The organism is Polaromonas sp. AER18D-145 (assembly GCF_002379095.1).
Lineage (GTDB): Bacteria > Pseudomonadota > Gammaproteobacteria > Burkholderiales > Burkholderiaceae_C > Polaromonas.
In genome coordinates this window covers 1-15989 of sequence record NZ_NBZV01000041.1, presented here as the reverse complement: position 1 = coordinate 15989, position 15989 = coordinate 1, and the positions used below count along the sequence as shown (strand labels likewise).

Genomic DNA, 15989 nt, shown 5'->3' with positions numbered 1-15989 from the left:
AAAGAAAAAAGGCGGGCAGGCACCCAGGTGCCGGCACCGCCTTTTGGTTTTTAGCGGCCGGAGCGCTTGCGCTCGCTCTCTTTGAGGTAACGCTTGCGCAGGCGGACCGACTTGGGCGTGATCTCGACCAGCTCGTCGTCCTCGATGAACTCGACGCCGTATTCCAGCGTCAATTCGATAGGCGGCGTGATCTTGATCGCGTCTTCCTTGCCGGACACGCGGAAGTTGGTCAACTGCTTGGTACGCGTGGCATTCACCACCAGGTCGTTGTCCCTGGAGTGGATGCCGACGATCATGCCTTCGTACACCGGATCGTTGGCCTTGACGAACATGCGGCCGCGGTCGTCCAGCTTGCCCAGGGCGTAGGTGAAGATTTCACCGTCGTCCATGGAAATCAGCACGCCGTTCTTGCGGCCGCCGATCTCGCCCTTGTGCGGCTCGTAGCTGTCGAAGATGTTGGAGATCAGGCCGGAACCGCGCGTCAGGTTCAGGAACTCGTTGGTGAAACCGATCAGGCCACGCGCCGGAATGCGGTACTCGAGGCGCACGCGGCCACGGCCGTCCGACTCCATGTTGACCAGATCGCCCTTGCGCTCGCCGAGGGCCTGCATCACGCCGCCCTGGTGGGTTTCCTCGATGTCGGCCGTCACCAGCTCGATCGGCTCGTGGCGCACGCCATCGACATCCTTGTAGACCACGCGCGGCTTGGACACCGCCAGCTCGAAGCCTTCGCGGCGCATGTTTTCCAGCAGGATGGTCAGGTGCAGCTCGCCGCGGCCCATGACTTCAAAAATGCCTTCCTCGTCGGTTTCCTTGACGCGCAGGGCCACGTTGTGCTGCAGCTCTTTCTGCAGGCGGTCCCAGATCTGGCGGCTGGTGACGAACTTGCCTTCACGGCCAGCCAGCGGGCTGGTGTTGACGCAGAAGTTCATGGTCAGGGTCGGCTCATCGACCTTGAGCATGGGCAGCGGCATCGGCGTGACCGGGTCGGTGATGGTCACGCCAATGCCGATGTCGGTCAGGCCGTTGATCAGCACGATTTCGCCGGGGCCGGCTTCCGTGGTCTGCACACGCTCCAGGCCCTGAAAAGTCAACACCTGGTTGATGCGGCCCTTGACGGCCTTGCCGTCCGGACCTTCCATCACCACCACGTCCATCATGGGCCTGATCGTGCCCTGGCTGATACGGCCCACACCGATACGACCGACAAAGGTCGAGAAGTCGAGCGCGGAAATCTGCAGCTGCAGCGGCGCTGCCGGATCACCTTCCTGATGCGGCACATGCTTGAGCACGGTATTGAACAGGGCCGACATGTCGGGACCCCACTGCTCACCGGGCGCGCCCTCTTCCATCGACGACCAGCCGTTGATGCCGGAGGCGTAAACCACGGGGAAATCGAGCTGTTCGTCGGTGGCACCGAGCTTGTCGAACAGGTCGAAAGCGGCGTTGACCACGTAGTCGGGGCGCGCACCGGGCTTGTCCACCTTGTTGACCACCAGGATGGGCTTGAGGCCCAGCGCCAGCGCCTTCTTGGTCACGAAGCGCGTCTGTGGCATCGGGCCTTCCTGCGCGTCGATCAGCAGCACCACGCCGTCAACCATGGACAGGGCGCGCTCGACTTCACCGCCGAAGTCGGCGTGGCCGGGGGTATCGACGATGTTGATGTGCGTGCCTTCCCAGGTCACGGCGCAGTTCTTGGCCAGGATGGTGATGCCGCGCTCTTTTTCGATGGCGTTGTTGTCCATCACCGTGTCGACCACTTTTTCGTGTTCGGCAAAGGTGCCGGACTGACGCAGCAGCTGGTCGACCATGGTGGTCTTGCCGTGGTCAACGTGGGCGATGATGGCGATGTTTCGGATTTGCTTGTGGCTCATGGTTCGCTTTCTAAAAACTTCAATTCGGTGGCTGGTTAATGGGCCAATGCGGCAGGTGCCGCAGGGCTGGAAGCAAGGGACGGGCTGGCAAGCAGCATGTCCTGGATTTCAATCGGGCTGAGCAGGCGCCCGGGGATTAACTCATCGGCGGTGACATGGGCCGAGCCCAGAAAAGCCGGCGGGTCAGCGCCGTAGACCTGCACCATCGCGCTGTCCGGCCCCCACTGGCCCGGGCTGCCGCGGCGACGCAGGCCGCTCAGGAACCGCCCTGCATCATCGGCGCCCAATGTGACAGACGGAAAGGCGGCCACCAGCGACTGCACCGGCAACAAACAGGCCTCGCGTTCGGCCTCGCTCATGGCTTCAAGCGCCGGCAGGCTCACACACTGGCGGTCGGTATAACCGCCGGTCTCCAGGCGCCGCAGCGAGCCGAGGTGGGCGCCGCAACCAATGGCCTCGCCGATGTCTTCCCCGAGCGTGCGGATGTAGGTACCCTTGCTGCACGACACTATTATTTTGATAGCTGCCGGCGCCCGTGGGTCCTGGTCTGGAGCCATTTCCAGCTTGTAAATGGTGACGTGGCGCGCGTCCCGTTCGACTTCCTCGCCCTTGCGCGCGTATTCGTAAAGCGCCTTGCCGTCTTTTTTCAGGGCCGAATACATGGGCGGCACCTGGCTTTGCGCACCGGTGAAGCGGCGTGTCAGCTCGGCCAGCAGTTCGGGCGTGATGGCCGGCACCGGGCGTGTCTCGATGACATCGCCTTCGGCGTCAGCGGTGCTGGTTTTCTGACCCAGCAGCAGCACGGCTTCGTAGGTCTTGTCGGCGTCGAGCTGCAGCTGGCTGAACTTGGTGGCCGCCCCGAAACACAGGGGCAACACGCCGGTGGCCAGCGGGTCCAGCGTGCCGGTGTGGCCGGCCTTGTCGGCACGCAGCAGCCATTTGGCCTTCTGCAAGGCCTGATTGCTCGACAGGCCTAGCGGCTTGTCGAGCAGCAGCACGCCGTGCACGGGACGTCGCTGTATCTTTTGGCCCCGCGGGGCCTGGCGATGAGAAGTTGTTTGCGTCATAAATTCCGACAGGCTCGGCGCACGGGCTGGCCCGCGCACTCTGTTGGCACCGTTGTCCCTGAACCTGTCATCAAGGGAAACGGCGCGAACTCAGTCGTCCTGGGCGCGGGAAGAAACCGCCTTGGCAATCAGGGCGTTCATGTCGGCCGCACGCTCCGTGGTGCGGTCAAACTGGAAATGCAGGGTCGGCACCGTGTGGATCATCAGCTTCTTGAACAAGCCGTTGCGCAGAAAGCCCGCGGCCTGGTTCAGCGCTGTTTCGCATTCTTTCGGGTCGCCGATCAGCACGCTGAAAAACACCTTGGCATGCGCATAGTCCGGCGTCACCTCGACGGCCTGGATCGTCACCATCCCGACCCGCGGGTCTTTCAGTTCGCGCGCGATCAGCTCCGTCAGATCGCGCTGGATCTGGTCGGCGACGCGAAAACCGCGATTCGGGGTGGATGATTTTTTACGCATACAAAATGTTGGGACTTGTGGCGGCCGGCACCGTGAGGCGCCAGCCGCAAGGCAGTCTTAAGGTCTTCAGGCTTCCAGTGTCCTGGCCACTTCACGGATTTCAAAGAATTCAAGCATGTCGCCGACCTGGATGTCGTTGTAGCCCTTCACGTTCAAACCGCACTCGAAGCCTTCCTTGACCTCTTTCGCATCGTCCTTGAAACGCTTGAGCGAGTCGAGTTCACCCGTGAAGATGACGATGTTTTCGCGCAGCAGGCGCAGGCGCGCGCTGCGGCGAACCACACCGGCGGTGACCATACAGCCGGCGATCGAACCGATCTTGCTGACCTTGAACACCTGGCGAATCTCGGCCGTACCGATGACTTCTTCCTTCTTGTCCGGCGTCAGCATGCCCGACATCGCGGCGCGCAATTCGTCCACCGCATCGTAAATGATGTTGTAGTAGCGAAGGTCCACGCCGTTGTTTTCGGCCAGCTTGCGGGCCTGGGCATCGGCGCGGGTGTTGAACCCGATCACCACGGCCTTGGAAGCGATCGCCAGATTGACGTCGGACTCGGAAATGCCGCCGACACCGGAGTACACCAGCTGCACCTTGACCTCGTCGGTCGACAGCTTGAGCAGCGACTGGGCCAGGGCTTCCTGCGAACCCTGCACATCGGCCTTGATGATGATGGGCAGCATCTTGACTTCACCGGCGCCGATGTCGGAGAACATGTTCTCCAGCTTGGCAGCCTGCTGCTTGGCCAGCTTGGTGTTGCGGAATTTGCCGGCACGGTAGGTGGCGATTTCACGGGCGCGACGTTCGTCGAGCATGACCATGAACTCATCACCGGCCTGCGGCACTTCCGTCAGACCCTGGATTTCCACCGGAATCGACGGACCGGCCGTCTTGATGGTCTTGCCGTTCTCATCGAGCATGGCACGCACGCGGCCAAAGGTCGAACCCGCCAGCACCACGTCGCCAGCCTTGAGCGTGCCGGACTGAATCAACACGGTGGCCACCGGGCCGCGGCCCTTGTCAAGCCGGGCTTCAATCACCAGGCCTTTGGCCAGCGCATCCACCGGCGCCTTGAGTTCCAGCACTTCGGCCTGCAGCAGCACCTGCTCGAGCAGGGCATCGATGCCGGCGCCGGTATGGGCCGACACGCCGACAAAGGGCACGTCGCCGCCGAACTCTTCGGGAATCACTTCTTCGGTAACCAGTTCGCCCTTGACGCGCTCCATGTTGATACCCGGCTTGTCGATCTTGTTGATCGCCACCACGATGGGTACCCCGGCCGCTTTCGCATGCTTGATGGCTTCCTTGGTCTGCGGCATGACGCCGTCGTCGGCCGCCACCACCAAAATCACGATGTCGGTCGCCTGCGCGCCTCGGGCACGCATGGCGGTAAACGCCTCGTGACCCGGCGTGTCCAGGAAGGACACCATGCCGCGCGGAGTTTCCACGTGGTAGGCGCCAATGTGCTGGGTGATGCCGCCGGCTTCGCCGGACGCCACCTTGGCGCGGCGGATGTAGTCGAGCAGCGAGGTCTTGCCGTGGTCGACGTGACCCATGACGGTCACGACCGGTGCGCGCGGCAGCAACTCGGCCTGCTGGCCCTGGACGTCCTCGTCGGCAAAAGCCTCCGGATCGTCCAGCGAAGCCGTCACCGCCTTGTGGCCCATTTCTTCCACGACAATCATCGCGGTGTCCTGGTCCAGCGGCTGGTTGATGGTGACCATCTGGCCCAGCTTCATCAGGTGTTTGATGACCTCGGAGGACTTCACGCTCATCTTGTGGGCGAGTTCGGCCACCGTGATGGTCTCCGGCACATGCACCTCGATGACCTTGAACTCGGTCGGCGCCACAAAGGTGGACTCGGAACGCGAATCGCGGTCCGAACTGCGACGGCCGCGCGGGCCGCCACGGAAATTGCCGCGACCCGGCACGACAGGCGCGCCGCGGGTCTTGATCTCGCCTTTTTTCTTGGCTGCGTCGTCTTTCCAGGTCGAAGACAGGTTTTCCGACTTGACTTCCTTCTTGCCCGCGGCACCTGCCACGGCGCCCGGCGCTGCGGGTTTTGCGGCGCCCGGCACGACGGCCGGCTTGTGCAGCGTGCCCTTGATGACGGCTTTGGGGTCAACGTGGGGCACCAGAACACGCTTGGGCGCATTCATCATGGCGCGAATGCCGGCGGCTTCCGCCTCGGCTTTCTTGCGGCGGTCCTGCAGGTCCTGCGCCTTCACGGCATCGGCCTGGAACTCTGCCGTGGCCTTGGCCTTGGCCGCCGCTTGGGCGGCACTGGCGTCAGCAGCTTTCGAAGCCGCCAGCGCGACGGCAGCGCTGTCCGGCACCGCCGGCGCTTGCGCAGCCACGTCCTTGGCGGGCATGATTTTGCCTATCGTCGGTTTTTCCAGCTTCCTGGCAGCCTCGGCGGCTTGCGCAGCAACCAGCGCACTTTGCTCGGCGGCCTGGCGCTCGTTTTCAAGGGCCTGGTCCCTGGCATCCTGCTCTTCACGCAGGCGGCGTTTTTCCGACAGCTCTTCTTCCTGCCGGCGCAGCAGTTCGGCATGGCGGCTGGCTTCTTCCTCGCGGCGAACCAGTTCGGCATTGTCAATTGACGGCACCTCAGGTGCTGCAACCGGCACGGCGACCTCTTCGACAGGCTGCTCAGAGCCTTCGTCGCGCTTGATGAAGGTGCGCTTTTTGCGAACCTCGACCTGGATGGTCCGGGCGCGGCCGGTGGCATCGGCCTGCTTGATTTCGGTGGTCGATTTCTTGACCAGCGTGATTTTCTTGCGCTCGGCACTGGCCGTGCCGTGGGCCGCCTGCAGATAGCTCAGCAGTTTCTGCTTGTCGGCCTCTGACAGGGGATCCGTGGCCTGCGCCTTGGCAACACCGGCACTGGTCAATTGCTCGATCAGGGTGGCGGTGGGTTTATTCAGTTCAGCTGCGAATTCAGCGACGGTAGTGGTACTGGACATATGTTTTTTTCCTGCTGGCCTCCATGATCATTGCTCTTGGGCCGTTGCCGGCGCGGCGGGCTCTGCAGCCTCATCGGTAAACCAATGCGCGCGCGCGGTCATGATCAGGGCTTTGGCCTCGTCCGCAGACTGGCCGGTGATATCGGTTAATTCGTCGACGGCCAGATCGGCCAGGTCGTCACGGGTGTTCACACCCGCAGCGGTCAATTTGGCAATCAGTTCGGGCGTCAGGCCTTCGACATCGCGCAGGTTCTGCGAAACGCCTTCGACATCTTCTTCCCTGGCGATTTCCATCGTCAGCAAGGCATCCTTGGCACGTGTACGCAGTTCGTTGACCGTGTCTTCATCGAAGGACTCGATCTCCAGCATCTCCTGCAGCGGCACATAGGCGACTTCTTCCAGGCTGGTGAAGCCTTCGGAGATCAGGATGTCGGCGATTTCCTCGTCCACATCGAGTTTTTCCATGAACAGCTTGCGGCTGGTGTCGGTCTCGGTAGCCTGCTTTTCAGCAGACTCGTCGGCCGTCATGATGTTGATCTTCCAGCCGGTCAGCTCGGCGGCAAGGCGCACGTTCTGACCGCCACGGCCGATCGAGATGGCGAGGTTTTCCTCGTCCACCACAACATCCATGGCGTGGCGCTCTTCGTCCACAACGATGGACGACACGTTGGCCGGAGCCAGCGCGCCGATCACGAACTGGGCCGGATCCTCGCTCCACAGCACGATGTCGACGCGTTCGCCGGCGAGTTCGTTGGTCACGCCGTTGACACGGGTGCCGCGCACACCGACGCAGGTGCCGATCGGGTCCACGCGTTTGTCATGCGACAGCACGGCGATCTTGGCGCGCGAACCAGGGTCGCGGGCGCAGGATTTGATCTCCAGCAGACCCTGCTCGATCTCGGGCACTTCCTGGCGGAACAGCTCGATCATGAACTCGGGCGCGGTGCGCGACAGGATGATGGGCGCGCCACGCAGGGTGTTGTCGACTTCCATGATCATGGCGCGAACGCGGTCACCGGAGCGCAGGTTTTCCTTCGGGATCATGTCGCTGCGGCGCAGGCGGCCCTCGACGCGGCCGGATTCGACAATGATGTCGCCCTTGTCCATGCGCTTGACGGTGCCGACAAAAATCTTCTCGCCACGCGACATGAAGTCGTTGAGCAGCATCTCGCGCTCGGCGTCGCGGATTTTCTGCAGGATGACCTGTTTGGCCGCTTGCGCGCCAATACGGCCGATAGGCAGGCTTTCGACCGGCTTTTCGATGTAGTCGCCTTCTTCGATGTCGGCAATCTCGTCGCGCGCATCGCTGACCAGCTCTTCGGCTTCGGGATTTTGCAGGCCGGCTTCGTCAGGCACCACCAGCCAGCGGCGGAAGGTTTCGTAGTTGCCGCTATCGCGGTCCACCACCACGCGGATGTCTACACCGTCTGCGTACACCTTTTTGGTGGCCGAGGCGAGCGCGAGCTCGACCGCGCCAAAGACGACGTCACGTTCAACATTTTTCTCACGCGATATGGCATCAACCAACATCAACAGTTCGCGATTCATTTCACAAGCCTGCCTTTCTTTTATATCTCTGTGGCGGGTGCGCTTTTCGGCCGGCGCCCCTTGAAGTCAACAACGGGCGCCAGACGCGCCTGCACTATTTCATCCAGCGTGAAACCCAGCGCCTGCAGCGGTGCGGGAATCCTCTTCTTGCTTACCTTTTGCCCGGGTTTGACGGCGGGCTCTTCGCTCCACACGATCTGCCATCCGGATGCCGCACGTTCAAGCGTGCCGCGGAATTTTTTTCGGCTGGCCGACACCCCGGACCCGGCCGCAGCCGCCGCCCCGATGGGCGCCTTCAGCGTGAGGTCGATCAACTCGCCTGCAAACCGTTCGAAATCCTTTTCACTGCGCAAGGGCCGATCGATGCCCGGCGAGCTCACCTCGAGCCGGGAATACGCCGCGCCTTCCACTTCCAGCACAAACTGCAGCTGGCGCGTGACTTTTTCGCAGTCTTCCGCATTGATGAACTGCTCGGCACCCTGAACATAGGGCTGGTCAATCGTCACGCGCAGCAAACCACCGGCGGTGCGCTCGATGTCCACCAGCTCGTAACCCAGTCCCGTGACTGTTTGCTCAATCGTCTCGTGTAATGCCATTCAGTTCTAAAAAAGCAGCTTCGTAAAAATCAGGGTTGCAAAAACAAACGCCCAAAAAAAATGGGCGGTGAAAACCCGCCCATTTGGTCGTGAAGCGCATATTGTAACCTGCTGCTGACGCCTGTGCAAGCAGTTTACATGCCGGAATGCAGCGCGCCCTGCGCAGGCTCCCCCGGGCCAGCATCCGCCATTTTCGGAAAAAGTGCCGAAATCAGCAACAAAGGGCCTGGATTGGCCAAATCCGCGTCAGCCTTGTGCCGCCACCAGCGTCTGGGTGTAAGGATGCTGCGGCCGCTCCAGCACCTCGTCCACGCTGCCGGCTTCCAGCACCTCGCCGTCCTTGAGCACCATGACCTGGTGCGCCATGGCCCGGATCACGTCCACGTCATGGGTGATCAGCAGGTAGCTCAGGCCATGCTCGCGCTGGAGTTTTTGCAGCAGCTGGAGCACCTGTTTCTGGATGGTCACATCCAGGGCGCTGGTCGGTTCGTCCAGCACCAGCAACTGGGGCTGGATGATCAGGGCCCGGGCAATGGCCAGCCGCTGGCGCTGCCCGCCCGAAAACTCATGCGGGTAACGCTGCAGCAGGCCGGGGAACTGCGCTTCGCTCATCCCCACTTCCACCAGGGACTGCAGCACCTGCGCGCGCCGCTGGCTGGCGGACAGCCCCGGCTCATGGACGCGCAGGCCTTCACCGACGATTTCCTCGACCGTCATGCGCGGCGACAGCGAGGAAAACGGATCCTGAAACACCACCTGCACCGCGCGGCGGATACGTTTGTTGCTGGCGGCATCGCGGCTCCATGCCTGGCCCGCCGCCAGCAACTGCCCCTGGTGCGGGTACAGGCCCAACGCGGCCAGGGCCAGCGTGGATTTGCCCGACCCGGACTCCCCGATCACCCCCAGGGTCTGGCCGGCGGGCACCTGAAAACTGGCGCCCTGGAGCGCCACAAACTCGCCCTTGCGAAACCAGCCACGCACCCCGGGAATCGGCAGCGGGTACGTCACCCGCAGGTCCCGGGCCTGCAGCACCGCAGCGGCGGCGGGATCGGCCCGTCCCTCCGCCACGTCGCGTGCCGGCCGGCTGTCTATCAGCTTGCGGGTGTAGGCATGCTGCGGCTTGTCGAACACCTGCGCCACCGGCCCGGTCTCCACAATGCGTCCGTCCTCCATCACCGCAATGCGGTCGGCAAAGCGCCGCACCAGGTTCAGGTCGTGGGTGATCAGGAGCACCGCCATGCCGTTGCGCTGCTGCAGCCCGGTCAGCAGATCCAGGATCTGCGTGCGCAGCGTGACGTCCAGGGCCGTCGTCGGCTCGTCGGCCAGCAGCAGTTTGGGCTGGCAGGCCAGCGCCATGGCAATCATGGCGCGCTGGCGCTGCCCTCCCGACAGCTGGTGCGGGTAGGAGCCCGCCCGCCGGGCGGCCTCGGGGATGCCGGTATCCGCTAGCAATTTAATAGCTTCCTGCGCAGATTCGGCGGGGGTCAGGGCCTTTTTCAGCTGCAAGACTTCGGCAATCTGTTCACCCACGGTGAACAGCGGGTTCAGGGCCGTCATCGGCTCCTGAAAGATCATCGCAATGTCCTGGCCGCGGATGCCGCGCAAGACCCGCTCGGGAAGGGACAGCAGATCCACCGCCCCCTCTTGCGCGGCGAAGGTCGCCTTGCCGCTGATGGCAGCGTTCTGCACGAGGCGCAACAGGCTCAGTGCGGTGACGGTTTTTCCGGAGCCCGACTCACCGACCAGCGCAAGTTTTTCACCGGGTGCAATGAAAAAATCGATGCCGCGTACGACCTCCTTGCCGGCGAAGGACACGCGCAGGTTTTTGACGTCAAGAAGACCGGACACGTTCGCGCCGGGCGTGGGGGCCGTCATTTGTCCGCCTTCCGTGGGTCCAGCGCATCCCGCAGCGCATCGCCCATGAAGGTCAGCAGCAACAGAGTCATCACCAGCACCGCGAAGGTCGACAGGGAGATCCACCAGGCGTCGATGTTGGCCTTGCCCTGGTTCAGCAACTCGCCCAGCGACGGTGTGCCGGGCGGCACGCCCAGGCCCAGAAAATCGAGCGAGGTCAGCGCCAGAATCGCCGCGCTCATGCGAAAAGGCAGAAAGGTGACCACCGGCGTCAGGCTGTTGGGCAGGATGTGGCGCCACATGATCTGCAGGTTGCCGACGCCCAGCGCGCGCGCCGCGCGCACGTAGTCCATCTGGCGGTTGCGCAGAAACTCGGCGCGCACATAGTCGGACAGACCCATCCAGCCGAACAGGCTGAGCAGCAGCAGCAGCACGGCCACGCTGGGCGCAAAAATCGCGCTGAAAATGATCAGCAGGTACAGCTCGGGCATGGAACCCCAGATTTCGATGAAACGCTGGAAGGCCAGGTCGGTCTTGCCGCCCACATAACCCTGCACCGCCCCGGTGATGATGCCGACCACCACGCCAATCAGCGTCAGCGCCAGACCGAACAGCACGCTGAGGCGGAAACCGTAGATCAGCTGGGCCAGCAGGTCGCGCCCGCGGTCGTCGGTGCCGAACAGGTTGTCGCGCGATGGCGCGGACGGGTTGGGCTCTTTCGCAAAATAGTTGATGGTGCGCGGGCCATAGGGATTGAGCGGATAAACCGACCAGTTGTCCCCTTCCCTGAGTTTGGCGCGAACAAAGGGATCGAGGTAATCGGTCGGTGTGTCGAAATCCCCGCCAAAGGTTTTCTCCGAATAGTCCCGGACCAGCGGGAAGTAGAACGCCCCCTCGTAACGCACCAGCAGCGGCCGGTCGTTGGACAAGACCTCGGCAAACAGGCTGAGCAGCACCAGCACGCAGAAAATCACCAGGCTGCGGTAGCCCAGCTTGTTGCGCCGGAAGCGCTGCCAGGCGCGACGGGAAGGTGAAGCCCCCACGCTTGTCACTGCGTGTACTGCGCTGCCCCCCGAGGGGGCTAATTTTCCTAGGGGCGGCCCGTCGGAAAATTGTTCGCTGTGTGTACCGTCAGTCAAACTTCACCCTTGGGTCGACCCAGACATAACAGAGATCGGAGACCAGCTTGGTCAGCAGGCCGATCAGTGTGAACAGGTACAGCGTGCCCAGCACCACCGGGTAGTCGCGCCGGATCACGCTTTCGTAGCTGAGCAGGCCCAGGCCGTCGAGCGAAAACAGGGTTTCGATCAGCAGCGAGCCGGTGAAAAAGGCGCCGATGAAGGCCGACGGAAAACCGGTGATGATGGGAATCAACGCATTGCGGAACACGTGTTTCCAGAGCACCTGGCGCTCGGACAGGCCTTTGGCCCGCGCCGTCAGCACGTACTGCTTGCGGATTTCCTCGAGAAAGGAGTTTTTGGTCAGCACCGCCGTGACCGCAAAACTGCCCAGAACCATGGCCGTGACCGGCAAGGTGATGTGCCACAGGTAGTCGGTGATGCGCGCGCCCCAGCTCAGGGTTTCCCAGTTCGACGAGGTCAGCCCGCGCAAGGGAAACCACTGCAGCTGCCCGCCAAAAATCACGAGCAGCGCCACGCCCAGCACAAAGCCGGGAATGGCATAACCGACCAGCACGATCAGCGTGGTGACGAAGTCAAAACGCGAGCCGGCGCGCACCGCCTTGGCCACACCGAGCGGCACGGCGATCAGGTAGCTGATGAAAAAGGTCCACAGCCCGAGGCTGATGGACACCGGCAATTTTTCCTTGACCAGTTGCCAGACGTCCTTGTGCTGGTAAAAACTTTTGCCCAAGTCAAACCGCGCGAACTGCCCGAGCATCTGGAAAAAACGCTCGTGCACGGGTTTGTCAAAACCGTACAGGGCCCGGATTTCCTCGATGCGCTGCGCGTCCAGGCCCTGGCGCCCGCGGTAGCCGGAGCCGGTGGCCGCCGCCCGTTCGCCGCCGGAATCACGCCCCTGCAGCTGCGCCACCATCTGCTCCACCGGGCCGCCGGGCACAAACTGCACCATGGCGAAGGTCAGCAGCAGCACCCCCAGCAAGGTGGGAATCATCAGCAGCAGGCGTTTGAGGATGTAGCTGGCCATGGGTCAAACCTGCGAGCGTGGGTGAAGTGAGCGCGCGAACGATCCCTTCAAGCAGGGGCCGAGGAACCGGCTCTGCCGGGCCTCAGGCGCAGCGGCCCCCGAGGGGCTGAAGCCCGCGGCTCCAAAGCTGCCTGCGCAGCTTTGGACGGGCGACAGAGGTGAAGCGTCTCGCGAGCCGCGGCCTGCAAGGCCTCGCGCAGTACACGAAGTGACAAGCGTGGGGGTCATTTGTTGGAGCTTGAAGCCCACCAGGTGCTCATGGCCCAGGTGTCGGCCTGGTAATACGGCGGAATTGTCGCCGGCAACACAAACGGCGCGGGCCGGTAACCGATCAGGAAGGCGTCGCCATAATACTGCGGCACCGAGTAAAAGCCGTGCGTCAGAACCCGGTCCAGCGCGCGCATGGCGGCGCCCAGTTCGGGCCGGGTTTTGGCTGTCACCACCTTTTGCAGCAAGGCATCGACCGCCGGGTCGGCAATGCCCCAGACATTGGACGAACCCGGTGTCTTTGCCGCCTCGGAGCCGAAACGCTCCAGCAACTCGCTGCCGGGTGCGGTCGAGCCCGGCAGCCGCAGCGTCGTGACCTCGAAGTCGAACGCGTCCATTTTCTGCTTGGACAGGGAGAAATCGACCACCCGGTAAGTCATGGTGATGCCTAGCTTTTCCAGCGCCTTCTGGAAAGGCCCGACGATGCGCACCAGCGACGGCTGGTCATTGAGAAACTCCATCGTGAAGGCCTCGCCTTTGGCATTGCGCAGCGCGCCATCGCGGTAAGTCCAGCCGGCCTCGCGCAGCAGCGCCTGGGCCTGCCGCAGGTTCTGCCGCAGGCTGCCCGGCGGCGTGGTGGCGGGCGCCACTGGCACGGCGCCAAACACCGCGGGGCTGAGCCTGGCGCGCAGCGGCTCCAGCAGCGCCAGTTCGTCGGGCTGGGGCAGCCCCTCGGCATGAAACTCGCTGTTCGGGAAATAGCCGTTGACACGTTTGTAGATGCCGTAGAACAGCTGGCGGTTCATCCATTCGAAGTCCATGGCCAGCCCGATGGCGCGCCGCACACGCACGTCCTGGAATTTTTCCCTGCGCAGGTTGAACACATAACCCTGGAAATCGCCGGGGTTGCGGTTTTCGAAGGCACGCTTGACGAGTTCGCCCGAGGTGAACTGCTTGCCGGTGTACTGGCGCGCCCAGTTGCGCGAGATGAACTCGCGCATGAAGTCGTATTCACCGGCTTTCAGGCCTTCAAAACGCGAGGTTTCGTCGAGGTAAATCTTGAAGGTGATGCGGTCAAAGTTGAACTGCCCCTTGCGGCTGGGCAGCTCGGTGCCCCAGTAGGCCGGGTCGCGGACATAGGTGATGTCGCGCCCCATCGCCGTGCTGGCGGGCTTGTAGGGGCCGGAGCCTATCGGCAGGTCGGACACGATACGGTCAAACGGCTTGCCGCCGCCCCAGGCACGGCTGAACACCGGCATGCCGCCGACGACCAGCGGCAACTCGGGGTTGGGCACCGCAAAATCGAAACGCAGCACACGTTCGGAGAGCACCTGCACGCCCTTGACCTCGGCATAAATGCTGCGGTATTGCGGCGCGGCCAGCTTGCCGGTCAGCTGGGTGAACGAGTGCAGCACATCGGCGGCCAACACCGGCGAGCCGTCCTGAAAACGCGCCTTGGGATGCAGGCGGAAGGTGGCCGACAGCCGGTCCGGCGCCACCGCGACGTCGTCGGCCAGCAGCCCGTAGGCGGTGGTCGGCTCCTCGGCGTTGCCGGTCAACAGGCTCTCGATCATCAGCATGCCAATACCGTAGGGCGCCGTGCCGCGCAGCGTGAAGGGGTTGAACTTGTCGAAGTTGGTGGGCCGGGTCGGCGGCACCATGCGGATCTCGCCGCCCTTGGGCGCGGCGGGGTTGACGTAGTCGAAGTGGGTGAAGCCCGGCGGGTACTTGATGTCGCCAAACTGCGCATAGGCGTGGGCAGCCCAGGACGCCGGGGCCAGGCAGACCAGAACGGCCATCATCAAGGCCCGCAAAAACGACAAATCCCGCATGCGACAATTCTGCACTACTTAAGTTGGCAAAGAGCGCCATGCAACGCAGCGCGCCCTTGGCCAGTTCACCCGCACACACTGGAGCACAACGCATGGGCACACCCACGGGATTTCTCACCGGAAAAAAACTGTTGATCACGGGCGTACTGTCCAACCGGTCCATCGCTTACGGCATTGCCAAGGCCTGTCACGCCCAGGGCGCCGAACTGGCCTTCAGCTACGTGGGTGAACGTTTCAAGGAGCGCATCACCGAATTTGCCGCCGACTTCGGCTCCAAGCTGATTTTTGACTGCGATGTCGGCGACGATGCCCAGATTGCCGCCCTGTTTGCTGACCTGACCAAGACCTGGCCGACCTTTGACGGTTTTGTGCACAGCATCGGCTACGCGCCGCGCGAGGCGATCGCGGGGGACTTCCTCGAAGGCCTGACACGCGAGGGTTTCAAGATTGCCCACGACATCAGCGCCTACAGTTTTCCTGCTATGGCCAAGGCCGCCCTGCCCCACCTCAACCCCAAGTCGGCCCTGCTGACGCTGACCTACCTGGGCGCCCAGCGCACCATCCCCAACTACAACACCATGGGCCTGGCCAAGGCCAGCCTGGAAGCCAGCGTGCGTTACCTCGCCGAATCGCTGGGCCCCAAGGGCATGCGCGTCAACGGCATCAGCGCCGGCCCGATCAAGACACTGGCGGCCAGCGGCATCAAGGACTTCGGCAAGCTGCTGGGCATGGTGGCCGCCGCCTCGCCGCTGCGGCGCAACGTCACCATTGAGGATGTGGGCAATGTGGCCGCCTTCCTGCTGTCCGACCTGGCTTCCGGCGTCACCGCCGAAATCACCTATGTGGATGGCGGCTTCAGCCACACGGCCGGCATCGGCCGCGAGCCCGAGGCGAGCTGAACCGGCTCAGGGTCCCATCCTGGGCTTGGAGTCAAATATGGCTTCAGCCCTTGATAAACGGGCGATGTCAGCTATTAAAATGTGAGCATAGCCGCGCCGGCTACTCAGGCGTGGCGCCAGTACACATAAGACCGCGCGGTTTCGAAACCCGCGCGCCGGTACAAGGCCTGCGCGGCGGTGTTGCCGGCTTCCACCTGCAAAAAGACCCGCGCCATGCCCCGCGCGAGCGCGGCATCGGCCAGCCTTCCCGCTCCTCCACGGTGTCGGGGGCCACGGCGGCCAGGGTGGCCGGTTCTATGGAAGCAACATCTTTGGCGTTCATGAATGGCGTTTGTACCGGTTCAGACTTGCACCAAGCCCGTCCCCGACCGCACAATCGTCAGCCGCAGGCCGGGAAAATAAAAAAACGGGAAAGACCAATACTACTGTTTTGATAGCTGACTCCGCCCTTTCTTCGGGCGCTTGCGGCATGAATCATGCAATAAATCCAGCGACATGACGGCACCTCCACCACCTACCCTCC

12 protein-coding genes are annotated in these 15989 nt (G+C 63.1%); 1 reads left to right on the top strand and 11 read right to left on the bottom strand.

Annotated elements, in window-relative coordinates; translation table 11 throughout:
* Positions 1–50: 50 nt before the first annotated feature.
* From typA to B7G52_RS17780, 10 genes are all read right to left on the bottom strand, one after another.
* Positions 51–1874, bottom strand: coding sequence for a translational GTPase TypA (typA, locus tag B7G52_RS17825; RefSeq protein ID WP_096698872.1), 1824 nt, complete (start codon positions 1872–1874; stop codon positions 51–53).
* A 35-nt stretch (positions 1875–1909) separates the two neighbouring features.
* Positions 1910–2941 (bottom strand): tRNA pseudouridine(55) synthase TruB, encoded by a 1032-nt coding sequence (gene truB, locus B7G52_RS17820; RefSeq protein WP_096698871.1) that lies wholly within the window; start codon positions 2939–2941, stop codon positions 1910–1912.
* Between the two features lie 90 nt (positions 2942–3031).
* Entirely contained in the window at positions 3032–3400 is a 369-nt protein-coding gene (gene rbfA, locus B7G52_RS17815; protein WP_077594385.1) for a 30S ribosome-binding factor RbfA, read from the bottom strand.
* 66 nt (positions 3401–3466) lie between these two features.
* Entirely contained in the window at positions 3467–6364 is a 2898-nt protein-coding gene (infB, locus tag B7G52_RS17810; RefSeq protein WP_096698870.1) for a translation initiation factor IF-2, read from the bottom strand.
* 27 nt (positions 6365–6391) lie between these two features.
* Positions 6392–7912: a transcription termination factor NusA gene (nusA, locus tag B7G52_RS17805; protein WP_096698869.1), complete on the bottom strand. Its 1521-nt coding sequence runs from the start codon at positions 7910–7912 to the stop codon at positions 6392–6394.
* 20 nt (positions 7913–7932) lie between these two features.
* Positions 7933–8508 (bottom strand): ribosome maturation factor RimP, encoded by a 576-nt coding sequence (rimP, locus tag B7G52_RS17800; RefSeq protein WP_096662239.1) that lies wholly within the window; start codon positions 8506–8508, stop codon positions 7933–7935.
* Between the two features lie 246 nt (positions 8509–8754).
* The gene (locus tag B7G52_RS17795) at positions 8755–10383 is read right to left on the bottom strand and encodes an ABC transporter ATP-binding protein (protein WP_096698868.1); all 1629 of its coding nucleotides are present in this window, start codon (positions 10381–10383) and stop codon (positions 8755–8757) included.
* Complete coding sequence (locus tag B7G52_RS17790) at positions 10380–11405, bottom strand: ABC transporter permease (RefSeq protein ID WP_371329037.1); 1026 nt, start codon at positions 11403–11405, stop codon at positions 10380–10382. The genes B7G52_RS17795 and B7G52_RS17790 overlap by 4 nt, the downstream gene beginning before the upstream one ends.
* An 88-nt stretch (positions 11406–11493) precedes the next feature.
* A complete protein-coding gene (locus tag B7G52_RS17785; RefSeq protein ID WP_096698866.1) occupies positions 11494–12528 on the bottom strand; it encodes a microcin C ABC transporter permease YejB in 1035 nt (344 codons plus the stop codon).
* Between the two features lie 224 nt (positions 12529–12752).
* Positions 12753–14567: an extracellular solute-binding protein gene (locus B7G52_RS17780; protein WP_096698865.1), complete on the bottom strand. Its 1815-nt coding sequence runs from the start codon at positions 14565–14567 to the stop codon at positions 12753–12755.
* Between the two features lie 92 nt (positions 14568–14659).
* Between B7G52_RS17780 and fabI the strand changes: the two genes are divergently transcribed.
* Positions 14660–15466: an enoyl-ACP reductase FabI gene (fabI, locus tag B7G52_RS17775; protein WP_096698864.1), complete on the top strand. Its 807-nt coding sequence runs from the start codon at positions 14660–14662 to the stop codon at positions 15464–15466.
* A gap of 104 nt (positions 15467–15570) precedes the next feature.
* On the opposite strand, the gene B7G52_RS24495 is transcribed toward fabI, so the two are convergent.
* On the bottom strand, positions 15571–15792 hold the full coding sequence (locus tag B7G52_RS24495) for a GNAT family N-acetyltransferase (protein WP_371329038.1): 222 nt from the start codon (positions 15790–15792) through the stop codon (positions 15571–15573).
* Positions 15793–15989 lie beyond the last annotated feature (197 nt).

Excerpts from the sequence above, each read along its gene's own strand:
- typA (WP_096698872.1), bottom strand. The coding sequence starts at position 1,874 with ATGAGCCACAAGCAAATCCGAAACATCGCCATCATCGCCCACGTTGAC.
- truB (WP_096698871.1), bottom strand. The coding sequence starts at position 2,941 with ATGACGCAAACAACTTCTCATCGCCAGGCCCCGCGGGGCCAAAAGATA.
- rbfA (WP_077594385.1), bottom strand. The coding sequence starts at position 3,400 with ATGCGTAAAAAATCATCCACCCCGAATCGCGGTTTTCGCGTCGCCGAC.
- infB (WP_096698870.1), bottom strand. The coding sequence starts at position 6,364 with ATGTCCAGTACCACTACCGTCGCTGAATTCGCAGCTGAACTGAATAAA.
- nusA (WP_096698869.1), bottom strand. The coding sequence starts at position 7,912 with ATGAATCGCGAACTGTTGATGTTGGTTGATGCCATATCGCGTGAGAAA.
- rimP (WP_096662239.1), bottom strand. The coding sequence starts at position 8,508 with ATGGCATTACACGAGACGATTGAGCAAACAGTCACGGGACTGGGTTAC.
- B7G52_RS17795 (WP_096698868.1), bottom strand. The coding sequence starts at position 10,383 with ATGACGGCCCCCACGCCCGGCGCGAACGTGTCCGGTCTTCTTGACGTC.
- B7G52_RS17785 (WP_096698866.1), bottom strand. The coding sequence starts at position 12,528 with ATGGCCAGCTACATCCTCAAACGCCTGCTGCTGATGATTCCCACCTTG.
- B7G52_RS17780 (WP_096698865.1), bottom strand. The coding sequence starts at position 14,567 with ATGCGGGATTTGTCGTTTTTGCGGGCCTTGATGATGGCCGTTCTGGTC.
- fabI (WP_096698864.1), top strand. The coding sequence starts at position 14,660 with ATGGGCACACCCACGGGATTTCTCACCGGAAAAAAACTGTTGATCACG.